General features: G+C 71.1%; 7 protein-coding genes. 4 read left to right on the top strand and 3 right to left on the bottom strand.

Translation table 11 applies throughout. The features are described 5' to 3' along the window. The 3 genes from P3T29_RS18905 to P3T29_RS18895 form a co-directional block, all read right to left on the bottom strand. Positions 1–266 (bottom strand): glycosyltransferase (locus tag P3T29_RS18905; RefSeq protein ID WP_280717676.1); only part of this gene is annotated, 266 nt, incomplete at its 3' end. Beyond that, positions 253–618 (bottom strand): hypothetical protein, encoded by a 366-nt coding sequence (locus tag P3T29_RS18900; RefSeq protein WP_280717675.1) that lies wholly within the window; start codon positions 616–618, stop codon positions 253–255. The genes P3T29_RS18900 and P3T29_RS18905, both read right to left, overlap by 14 nt. A gap of 98 nt (positions 619–716) precedes the next feature. Further along, complete coding sequence (locus P3T29_RS18895; RefSeq protein ID WP_280717674.1) at positions 717–1,745, bottom strand: glycosyltransferase family 2 protein; 1,029 nt, start codon at positions 1,743–1,745, stop codon at positions 717–719. 266 nt (positions 1,746–2,011) lie between these two features. Between P3T29_RS18895 and P3T29_RS18890 the strand changes: the two genes are divergently transcribed. The 4 genes from P3T29_RS18890 (at position 2,012) to P3T29_RS18875 (ending at position 11,031) form a co-directional block, all read left to right on the top strand. Beyond that, positions 2,012–2,653: a class I SAM-dependent methyltransferase gene (locus tag P3T29_RS18890; RefSeq protein ID WP_280717673.1), complete on the top strand. Its 642-nt coding sequence runs from the start codon at positions 2,012–2,014 to the stop codon at positions 2,651–2,653. Positions 2,654–2,798: 145 nt separating this feature from the next. After that, on the top strand, positions 2,799–6,359 hold the full coding sequence (locus tag P3T29_RS18885; protein ID WP_280717672.1) for a bifunctional glycosyltransferase family 2 protein/CDP-glycerol:glycerophosphate glycerophosphotransferase: 3,561 nt from the start codon (positions 2,799–2,801) through the stop codon (positions 6,357–6,359). Between the two features lie 344 nt (positions 6,360–6,703). Further along, on the top strand, positions 6,704–9,145 hold the full coding sequence (locus P3T29_RS18880) for a CDP-glycerol glycerophosphotransferase family protein (RefSeq protein ID WP_280717671.1): 2,442 nt from the start codon (positions 6,704–6,706) through the stop codon (positions 9,143–9,145). 206 nt (positions 9,146–9,351) lie between these two features. Next, entirely contained in the window at positions 9,352–11,031 is a 1,680-nt protein-coding gene (locus P3T29_RS18875; RefSeq protein ID WP_280717670.1) for a hypothetical protein, read from the top strand. The last annotated feature ends 385 nt before the right edge of the window (positions 11,032–11,416 follow it).

Below are 11,416 nucleotides of genomic sequence, written 5' to 3'. Positions count from 1 at the left end.
TCGAACGTCGCCACGAACTGGGCCCCCGGCTGCGCCAACGCATACGCCAACCCGGTCTGCAACGCCGCGCCCTGCCCCAGGTTCACCGGATGACGTACCAGATGCGCCCCCGTCCCCAGCACACTGCCGGCACTGTCATCGGTACTCCCGTCGTCCACCACCACGATGTTCGGGAACGTCACCAGCGCCCGCTCCACCACCCCCGCGATGACCGTGCCCTCGTTGAAGGCCGGGATCACCAACCAGACATCGTCATACCGGGACACGAGCGCTCCTGGGGTCGGCATACGTGAGCTCTGAGCAACGGTGGGCCTGGACGGCAGGGCCCGCCTGGACGCGAAGAGAACTCAGTTCCTCGGCCAGCAGCTTGGACTTCCTGCGCAGTTCATGGTGTTCCCGGCTGGTGTTCGCGCCCAGGAGCAGCAGCAGAACCAGGCCCGGAAGAAGAGCGGACTCCGACCCCGACGCCAACGCGAAGTAGAGGGCCGGCACCACCGCGAGGCCGACGCCCGCCCACAGCAGCGCCTGCCGCTGCTTCAGATCGCTCACGCGCAGTAGCCGGATGATCGAGGCAAGGACGATGACGCCGGCGCACGACGTGAGGGTGAACAGTGCCACGGCCCCGCCTCCTTGATCACCGGGCGCTGGGGACGACGGGGTGGGCCGCACCCGGAGGCCCCGATAGTAACTGATCGCCTCAACCGGCCGATGACGGCTCAGCGCGAGGTGCGGGCCGCCCGCCGGGCGGCCCTGGCGGCGACCTGCCTGGTCCGGGCGAGGGCGCGAACGCCCTGGTAGGAGAGGTACCGCCCGTGGCTGAGCAGCTCGGTACGCAGGCCGTCGGCGCCGGGCGCGGGCCGGTAGCCGGCCGGGCGCAGCCGCGCGCAGTGCTCGGCCGCGCGGCGGAAGTACTCGCGGCGGTCGCCGGACGGGATCCGGCCGGGCTTGCTGACCACGGTGTTCAGGTGGTGCACCATCCGCCCGTAGACCACGGTGCGCCAGCGCTCCAGGTCGGGGCGGCGGTCGAGGAAGGCGAAGACCAGGTCGTACTGGGCGAAGACGTCGAAGTGCTTGCGGGAGGGGGTGGCGAGGATGTTCCCGCCCTCCTCGCGCTGGCGGTAGTGGACACCGACCAGGTCGAGCATGGTCATCCGGTGCGCGGCGAGGAGGGCCGGGAAGGTCCACGGCGTGTCCTCGTAGTAGCCGGCCGGGAAGGTCAGGCCCTGCTCCTCGAGGTAGCCGCGCCGGTACGCCTTGTTCCAGACCACCATCAGCAGGTCGAGCAGGTCCGGGCGCTGTTCGAGGTCGAAGACGTCCGGGCCGGGACGGGCGAACAGCGGGGCGGAGTTGCTGCGGACGACCCGGCCGTCGGCGTAGGTACGGGCGTAGTCGTAGACCAGGATGTCCGGGTCTACGCAGGCGGCGAGGCGGTCCACGACGGCCTGCAGCAGGCCGGGGGTGAGGGTGTCGTCGCTGTCCAGGAAGATCACGTAGTCGCCGGTGGCGACCGCGAGCCCGGCGTTGCGGGCGCGCCCCAGGCCGACGTTGGCGGGGAGGTGCAGCACCCGGACCCGGTCGTCCCGGGTGACGTACTCGTCCAGGATCACGCCGCAGCCGTCCGGCGAGTGGTCGTCGACCGCGATCAGCTCGAAGTCCGGGCACGACTGGGAGAGCACCGAGTCGAGACACTCGGCCAGGTACTCCTGCACCTGGTATACCGGGACGATCACGCTGAAGCGGGGCATTTGCGACTCATTCATACAGAGGGGAGCATCAGTCGCGGAGACTGGGACCGCCCGGGCGGGGCCAGGCGCAGACTAGCTGGCACGAGGGCGGACGCGCACCCTCACCCGGCCCGGTCCGGGTACCCCCGACCGCCGGACGGGCCGCTCGGCCGAGTACTCGCCGAGCCGTTCGAGGGGTCGCCTGCCGAGTCGCCCAGGGCTACAACATGCTCGTCGTACCATCGTGTCGCAGCTCACTGTTCCGCAGCTCATGGAGAGGCCCCGCCATGTCCGAAGGCCCCGATTCACCTTCACAGAAGCCCGGCTCGCCCACCGGCGGCGCCACCGCCGACGCCTCCTACACGGAGCGCCTGGTGAATCTGGAGCAGTCCGGCATCAAGCGGCTGCTGCCCACCCAGGCGCCGTACCGCTGGAACCTCAGGCGGCTCCAGCTCGGCCGGGTACTGGACGTGGGCTGCGGGGTCGGCCGCAACCTGCAGAACTGCGACCCGGGCAGCGTGGGCGTGGACCACAACGAGACCTCCGTCGCCACCGCCCGGGCCCGGGGCCTGATCGCCTACACCGCAGGTGAGTTCGAGGCCGACCCGGAGCTGAGCCGGCCCGGTGCCTTCGACTCCCTGCTGGTCGCGCACGTACTGGAGCACCTGGACCTGGAGACCTGCGAGCAGCTGCTCAAGAGCTACCTGCCGAGCGTCCGGTCCGGCGGCAAGGTGGTGCTGATCACTCCGCAGGAGGCGGGCTACAAGTCGGACCCGACCCACGTCCGGTTCGTGGACTTCGAGGGCCTGCGCGACTACGCCGAGCGGGCCGGTCTGCGGATCGACCGCAGCTATTCGTTCCCGCTTCCCGAGGCCGCCGGGAAGGTGTTCAAGTACAACGAGTACATCCTGGTCGGCATCGTCCCCTGACCGTCCCACCGGCGGCGCTCTGACCGGCGGGTTCATGGGGCCGACGGGTGGCGGACGGTAGGATCGCCGTGCACCCGTGCCCGGCTCGTCAACCACGACCGGCCGCAGCTTGGTCGCACGTCCCCGATGAAAGGCCCGCGCACCGATGGCCCCCCGCCTCTCTGTCGTCGTCCCGATCTACAACGTCGAGCGCTACCTGGAAGAGTGCCTGGACTCCATCGCCGCCCAGACCTTCGACGATCTCGAATGCGTCATGGTCGACGACGGCTCGAAGGACGGCAGCGCCGCGATCGCCGAGGCGTACGCCGCCAAGGACTCCCGGTTCCGGCTCGTCAAGCAGGTGAACAAGGGCCTCGGCGCCGCCCGGAACACCGGCTACCGGCACATCAGCCCGGACTCCGAGTTCCTGAACTTCGTGGACAGTGACGACACCCTGCCGCCGAGTGCGTACGAGCTGATGATCGGCACGCTGGAGGAGACCGGCTCGGACTTCGCCACCGGCAACGTGCTGCGCTTCCGCGCCGTCGGGTACTACCCGTCGGGCGGGCACCGCAAGCCGTTCAAGGAGACCCGGCTCAAGACGCACATCACCGAGATCCCGGCGTTGGTCACCGACCGCACCGCGTGGAACAAGGTCTACCGGCGCTCCTTCTTCGACGCGGCGGGCGTGCTCTACCCCGAGGGCATCCTGTACGAGGACGCGCCGGTCAGCGTGCCGCACCACTTCCTCGCCACCAGCGTCGACGTGCTCTCCGAGCCGATCTACCACTGGCGCGAACGCGAGGTCGGCGAGATGTCGATCACGCAGATGAAGACCAACCCCAAGACGGTCGTCGACCGGGTCAAGTCGATGGAGCTCGTCCGCGCCTGGCTGCAGGCGCAGGAGGACCCCAAGTACCGCAAGCATCTGAGCTTCTACGACGAGAACAACCTCGTCGAGGAGATCCCGATGTTCTTCTGGCCGATCATCGAGGGCGACGCGGCCTACAACCAGGCCTACCAGGAGTCCGTCAGCCGCCTGCTCCGCGCCATCGGCCCCGAGCAGGTCCGCAAGCTCCGCGCGCCGCTGCGGCTCAAGTACCACCTGACCCTGGCGAACCGGATGGACGAGTTCGTCGCCCAGATGAAGTTCGAGAAGGACAGCAACGGCGCCGCCCCCGCGCGCGGCCTGCTGCGCCCGTACGCGGACTACCCCTTCCTGCGCGGCGGCCGCAAGAGCGTGCCGACCGACGTGCTGCGCCTGGACAACGCGCTGGTGATGCGCAGCCGCCTGTACGACTCCGCCTGGGTCGACGGCAAGCTGCAGATCTCCGGGCACGCCTTCCCCGAGCACCTCGGCGCCGAGAACCGGCACGACATGGTCAAGGTGCTGGTGCTCCGCGAGGCCAAGGGCCGCCGGGTGCTCGCCGTGCAGACCAAGGCGATGTACAGCCCGGAGGCGACCTCCAGCTCGCCGCACGACCTCTACAGCTGCGACTGGGCCGGTTTCAGCGCCTCCATCGACCCCAAGCGGCTCAAGCACCGGGGTCAGTGGAAGGACGGCTCCTGGCGGGTGCTGATCGCGGGCGTCGGCAAGGGCGGCGTCTACAAGGGCCGGATCTCCGGCGGGTGGAGCGACACCGCCGAGAACCTGCCGGTGCAGTGGGTCGAGCCCGACGTCCGGATCGTCCCGTGGCTCAAGGACAACCACGTCTACCTGCGGGTCGAGCGGGTCCGCGCCCGCGCGACCGAGGTGCGTACCGAGCGCGGCGAGGTCACGGTGGCCGGTACGGTCGGCTCCGGCGCCGACCTGGCCGGCGCGCGGCTGCGGCTCAAGCACGTCGAGTCCGACCGCGAGCTGTTCTTCCCCTTGGAACTCGGCACGCCCACCGGACGGAACGTCCCGTTCGGCACCGGCTTCGCGATCAGCGAGCTGACGGCCGTCCGGGAGGCGTGGGACGCCCTGGACCCGGCCTCCGACGAGCGGCTGCGCGACCGCTGGGACACCGACCTGCAGCTGACCGACGGCACCTCGGTGCCGCTGGTGATCGACGACCGCGAGGCCCCGGCGCAGCTGGACGTACCGATCAACCAGGACACTCGCGCGCTCTACTCCAAGCCCTCCCCCAGCGGGTACCTGCAGTTCATCGACCAGGTGCTGCAGCCGGTGGTCGAGGAGGTCACGGCGGCCCGCGACTCCGACGGCTTCCTGCTCAGCGGCACCTTCCCGCTGGCCGGCACCCACCGCTACGAGCTGGTGATCCGGCACAACTGGCGGGAGGAGGAGCACAGTTACCCGGTCGAGATCACCGACGGCCGGTTCCGCGCCGCGCTGCCGGCCGTACCGACCGCCTCCTTCGCCGGCCAGGTGCCGCTGCACAAGGGCACCTGGGAGGTCTTCTTCCGCCCGGTCGGCGCCGAGGCCGGCAGCCTCTGGCCGCAGGTCCTGCTGGCCACCTCCTGCCACGGCGCGCTGCCGCTGGAGATCGAGGCCCGGGGCAAGCGGATCGTGCTGGAGCGGCGCGGGTACGACGGCCTCTCGCTGGAGTCGCACTCCGACCTGCTCCCCGAGGAGCGCAGCGGCTACCGCCAGCGGCAGCTGCGGAACAACTTCAAGTCGTTCCAGCAGCACCCGCTGACCGACACCGTGGTCTACAACGCCGCGATGGGCGGCCAGTACGCCGGCTCCCCGCGCGCGGTGCACGAGGAGCTGGCCCGGCGCGGCCTGCCGCTGCGCCACGTGTGGTCCTCCGACGACCTGCAGGCGGACCTGCCGCAGACCGCCGAGAGCGTCCGCCAGTGGAGCCCGGAATGGTACGAGGCACTGGCCACCGCCAAGTACGTGGTGACCAGCACCCACCTGCCGGAGTTCTTCGAGCGGCGTCCCGGCCAGATCGTGCTGCAGACCTGGCACGGCACCCCGCTGAAGCGGATCGGCCACGACTTCGAGAAGGTCTGGTTCACCGACAGCGAGTACCTCAAGCACCTGGACCGCGAGGTGCCGCAGTGGAGCCTGCTGGTCTCCGGCAACAACTTCTCCACCCCGGTGCTGCGCCGGGCCTTCGGGTACCAGGGCGAGATCCTGGAGTCCGGCTACCCGCGCAACGACGTGCTGTTCGCCGCCGACCGCGAGAAGACGGCCGAGCAGGTCCGCGAGCGGCTCGGCCTGCCCGAGGGCAAGAAGATCGTGCTGTACGCGCCGACCTTCCGTGAGGACCGCCGCCGCCCGCACGGCGGCTACCAGCTGGACCTGCGGCTCGACCTGGCGGCCGCGCAGGCCGCCCTGGGCGAGGACCAGGTGCTGCTGGTGCGCGGGCACGAGGTGATGTGCGGCCAGATCCCGGGCGCCGGGAACGGCTACGTCTGGGACGTCGGCACCTACCCCGACATGGCGGACCTGCTGCTCGTCGCGGACGTGCTGGTCACCGACTACTCGTCGGCGATGTTCGACTTCGCGAACACCGGCCGCCCGATGGTCTTCTTCACGTACGACCTTGAGCACTACCGGGACAACCTGCGCGGCTTCACCTTCGACTTCGAGGCAGCCGCCCCCGGCCCGATGCCGGCCAGCTCCGAGGAGCTGGTCAGCGCCCTCGGGCGGATCGACGAGCTGTCCGGCGAGTACGCCGAGAAGTACACGGCGTTCCGTGAGGCGTACTGCGACCTGGACGACGGCCAGGCGTCCGCACGGGTGGTCGACGCGCTGCTGGCGGCCTCGTCCTCCTGAGGCGCGCGGCCGTACCGGGGTGACCGACCTGAGGTGGCCGATCCGACCCGCTGCCGGAGGAGAACGACTCCTCCGGCAGCGGGTTCGATCGGGGCCATCCTTGCGAATGTCCGGCCGAACTCCCCGAACCTCCCACCGCGAACCGGTTGACCTGGGCCTTCGCTCAGGTGTGAGATGGCACCCGCAGTCCGTGCCGGTGTCGGCCGCGCCTCCTCGTGGCACCCCCCGACGACACCGCAGGACCGTCGGCCGCCAGGCCGTCCCACTGCCCCGGAGGGTCGTCCCCGATGCCTGCTTCCGTCACTGTGACCGCTGTACCCGCATCCCGAGTGCCGGAGCCCGCCGTGGACACAGAAGTGGAGCCCGCCGAGCCCGAGGCCGCGTTCGGGGTCCGCTCGACCCGGTGGACGGCCGGCGGCCTGGAGATCACCGGGTACGCCCGTCCCGGCGGACGCGGCACCACCTGGCTGAGCAGCATGTTCACCTCGCTCACGCTCCGGCCGGCGGAGGGGGCCGACCGTACGGTCACCGTCCGCACCCGGCACCTGAACCTGCCCGAGGTCACCGACGACAGCGGGCAGCACCGGTACAACCACGACTGGGCCGGCTTCACCGCGACCGTCGACCCGGCCCGGCTGCGCCACCAGGGCCGGTGGCAGGAGGGCGACTGGCTGATCGAGGCGACCGTCCGCAGCGGCCTGCGCCAGGAGCACGGGCCGCTCACCCAGTACTGGTGCGGCTCCGGCGAGTACCCGCTGGTGCACTGGGTGGACCGGGACGTCCGGGTGCTGCCGTCCTTCGCCGACGACGCGCTGCGGCTGCGGATCGAGGTGGTCCGCCACCGGATCACCGCCGTCACCCCCTTCGACGGCGGCCTCGAGCTGGCCCTGCACGCCGCCGACTGCCCCGAGGGGACGGTCCTGCGCCTGCGGCACCGGCAGTCCAGCACCGAGCTGACCTTCCCGCTGGTGCCCGCCGACGGGCCGGCCGCGCACACCGTACGCGTCCCGTTCGCCCCCTTCGTCGTCGACGGCGACCCGTCGCACGAGATGGAGCACTGGGGCCCGGAGCTGCTGCGGCCCGACGGCGGCACCGTCCGGCCAGTGATGGACGACCGGGGCGGGCCGCTGAGCGCCCAGCACCCGCTGCCCGGCTCCGACCGGCTGCTCTACGTCAAGCAACTCGCCGACGGCTACCCGCAGTTCTGTGTCCAGAGCGGCACCGGCCTGATCGAGCGGATCACCCCCGCCGGGGACGGCTTCGACCTGACCGGCGAAGCACCGCTGGGCGGCGACGGCCCGCTGGAGCTGGTGCTCCGGCACAGCAACGGCACCGGCGAGGTGCACCACCCGGTCGAGCGCGGCGAGCGGTTCTCCTGCCACCTGCCGGCCCTGTCCGCCTGCTCCGACGGCTCGCTGCGGCCGCTGCCCAAGGGCGTCTGGGAGCTCCGGATCCGCCCGGTCGGCCGAGCCGACGCCGAACAGCCGCTGATCGTCGCCCCCCAGGCGCTGGCCGCACTGCCCGTCCGGGTCACCGTCGGCTCCGCCGCCACCGGCAGCAAGTCCGTGCTGCTGCAGCGCCGTTGGCACGACACGCTGATCCTCGACTCCACGCCGGTACTGGCCGCCGCCGAGCGCAGCGCGTTCACCCAGCACCGGCTGCTCACCGAGACCTACCCGGCGGCCCGCCGCCGCCCGCTGCGCGAGACAGTGCTGTACGACGTCTTCGGCGGCCGGGGCTACTCGGACTCCCCCCGCGCGATCCACGCCGAACTGGTGCGCCGCCGCACCCCGCTGGAACACCTCTGGGTGATCGACGACGCCCAGGGCGAGGTGCCCGAGGGCGTACGCGCGATCCGCAGCCACAGCCCCGAGTGGTACGAGGCGCTCGGCACCTCGCGCTACCTGGTCGGCAACACGCACTTCCCCGACTTCATCGAGCGCCGCCCCGGCCAGGTGATCGTGCAGACCTGGCACGGCTCGCTGCTCAAGCGGATCGCCCACGACGTCGAGAACGCCTGGCTCAGCGACGCCGGGTACCTGACCGCGCTGGACCGCGAGGCGCCGCAGTGGAGCCTGCTGGTCTCCCCCAGCTCCTTCGCCACCCCGATCCTGCGCCGGGCCTTCCGCTACGAGGGCGAGATCCTGGAGTCCGGCTACCCCCGGGGCGACGTGCTGGCCCGGGGCACCGGCGCCCAGACCGTCCGCGAGCGGCTCGGCATCCCCGCCGGCAAGCGGATCGTGCTGTACGCCCCCACCTGGCGCGAGGACCAGCAGCGCGAGAGCGGCGACGGCTTCCACCTCGGCCTGCGCCTCGACCTGGACGCCGCCCGCACCGAACTCGGCGCCGACCACGTCCTGCTGGTCCGGCCGCACTCGCACGTCCGCGAGCCGCTGCCGGGCGCGGGCGACGGCTTCCTGTACGACGTCGGCGACTACCCCGACGTGCAGGAACTGCTGCTCGCCGCCGACGTGTTGGTGACGGACTACTCCTCGATCATGTTCGACTTCGCCATCACCGGCCGGCCGATCCTGTTCTTCACGTACGACCTGGAGCACTATCGCGACACCCTGCGCGGCTTCTACTTCGACCTGGAGTCCGAGGCTCCGGGCCCGCTCATCCCCACCTCCCCGGAACTCCTCACCGCGCTGCGCGACCTGGCCGGCTCCGACGCCCTCCCGGCCCGCTACGCGGACGCCTACCAGCGCTTCCGCGCCACCCACTGCCACCTCGACGACGGCGGTGCGGCGGCCCGGGTGGTGGACCGGATGCTGGCGATCGGCTGAGCGGAGGGCGGGACGGCTGGACGGCTGGACGGCTGTGCGGCTGGACGGACGGCGGGCTCCCAGGGCCGTCCGGGTCTCCGAGGCATCGTTTGATAGCTTCGCTTCGGTCCACCCCGACCACGGTCCCCGACCGGGAACTCCTCGGGTCCGTTCCGTTCGTCCGGCCATCTCGGAGACCCTCCTTGCCTACGCCCTCGCGTGCCAGAGTGCTGCTGTCCCCAGACGGCCTGTCCGACCTGTTCCGCTTTCCGGTCCGCCGTGTGCTGAGCGCCGGAAGCGAGATCGCGGTCGCGTGCGGCGTGTCCCTGGTCTTCGCGTACTGGGCCACCACCATCAACGTGAACCCGACCACCCGCGTCGGCCAGGTGAGCGGCCTGGCCGAGCTGCAGTTCCGGCTGCTGGTGATCGGGCTGCCGATGCTGGCGATCGTCACGCTGTCGGCGTTCCGGGGCAGCGCGCGGCTGCACCGGATGCTGGTGCGGTTGTCCTGCGCGGCGGTGGCGGGTCTGGCGACCGGCTTCATGGCCGGCGGCATCGTGGTCGCACTGCACGGCACACCGTGGCCGCTCGCCGGTCAGGGGGACGACAACGGCGCGCTGGCCGACTGGGCCAACATCATCATCAAGTCCGGCCACCTGACCACGATCTACCCGCCGCTGCTGCCGCACCTGCAGGCCTGGTGGGCCGTGCAGTTCACGCACAGCGAGCCCTCGCTCGCGATGAAGCAGCTGCAGACGATCATGATCGCGCTCGGCGGGCCGGCCGCGTACCTGTCCTGGCGGATGTTCCTGCGGCCGCTGCCGGCGCTCGGCGTGGGCATGCTCGCGGGCATCCCGCTGATCCTGCCGTACAAGCCGTACAGCGTGCTCACGCTGATCATCCTGGTCCCGCTGCTCGGCAAGTTCCTCCAGATCCTGCGGCGCGCGCCGCGCCGGCCGCTGCGGGAGACCGTCTGGCTGGGCCTGTTCACCGGTGCCGGGCTGGCAGTACTCTTCCTGCTCTACGCCGGCTGGCACGTGTGGTCGGCCCCGGGGCTGCTCATCGCCATGCTGGCGGTCTTCCCCTGGCGTTCGGGCCGGATCGGCGTGCTGCGGGCCCTGGCGTTCCTGGGCAGCGCCGGGCTCGCCTTCGCCGTGCTGGCCGCGAAGTACACGATGGTGCTGCTGAGCGCGACCGCCACCAAGGACCGCTGGTGCTCGCCCATGGTGCTGGTGGACCCGGGCTACATCGGCATGTCCCCGTACCCGTACAAGGGCGCCAGCGCCCTGGGCGGCTGGCCGCCGCCCGGCGAGTTCGGCGGGGTCGGCTGGTTCTCCGTGCTGCTCGTCCTGGGTATCGGCGTCGCGCTGGCACTCGGCCTGCACCGGTCACCCGTCATCGTCGCGGCCGCCTGCTTCTTCAGCGCCTGGGTGATCCGCTTCTGGATCTCCTCCAACCTGGAGCGGGACCAGGCCGTCCAGCTCTACGTCCGGACCTTCCACCAGATCCTCTACTGCGGACTGGTACTGCTCGGCTGGAGCGTGGTGCTGGTCGGCCGTTGGGCGCACCGCAGGCTCCAGGCCCTGCCGGAGATCACCGGCCTGCCGACCTCCGCGGCCAGCCGGGCCAGGCTCCCCGCCATCGGTGTCCTCACGGCCGGACTGCTGTTCGGCGGCATGGCCGCGTCCGCGACCGCCGACTCCTACATGCCGGAGGACCCCCAGTACGGCTGGCAGAGCGGCCAGGCGTGGGTCGCCCAGCAGATCCGCAAGCCGGACGGCCACTGCCCCAAGTACGCCAACCACGGCCAGTGCAGCGAACCGCGCCAGTACGCCACCCACGTCCCCGCGACCTCGCCCGACAGCGGCACCCTGGGGACCTGCGAGTACCCGTGGAAGAAGAACTGACGGCACGTCCGACACGCTGGGGTCAGCGCGCTGTTCCAGTTCCAGACACTGCTGATCAGGCCGTGGAAGGTCCTCCGCCGTCCGTGGCCGTCTTTTCACCCGCCGCCGAGACCTGCGCCGCCGCCGGACGGCGGAACAGCCAAGCCAGCCGGGGTTCCACCAACGGCCGAAGCAACCGGGCTTTGCAGGGGAAGCGGCCGGACATACGCGTGGACACCTGCTCGGACGTCAGTTCGGCGGAGATAACCGCCTGCCCGAGAACTTTGTGACCATGTACGACAGGGCCAATAACGAGGTCATGAGTGATGTGGAGGACGAGATCGCCGGTATCGTGCGAGGCGGGCCAGGGCAACCTGGGCAAACGGTGGAGTACTCTGTCACGCCA

The organism is Kitasatospora sp. MAP5-34, assembly GCF_029894335.1.
GTDB lineage: Bacteria > Actinomycetota > Actinomycetes > Streptomycetales > Streptomycetaceae > Kitasatospora.
This window is presented reverse-complemented; position numbering and strand designations above follow the sequence as displayed.

Excerpts from the sequence above, each read along its gene's own strand:
- P3T29_RS18895 (WP_280717674.1), bottom strand. The coding sequence starts at position 1,745 with ATGCCCCGCTTCAGCGTGATCGTCCCGGTATACCAGGTGCAGGAGTAC.
- P3T29_RS18885 (WP_280717672.1), top strand. The coding sequence starts at position 2,799 with ATGGCCCCCCGCCTCTCTGTCGTCGTCCCGATCTACAACGTCGAGCGC.
- P3T29_RS18890 (WP_280717673.1), top strand. The coding sequence starts at position 2,012 with ATGTCCGAAGGCCCCGATTCACCTTCACAGAAGCCCGGCTCGCCCACC.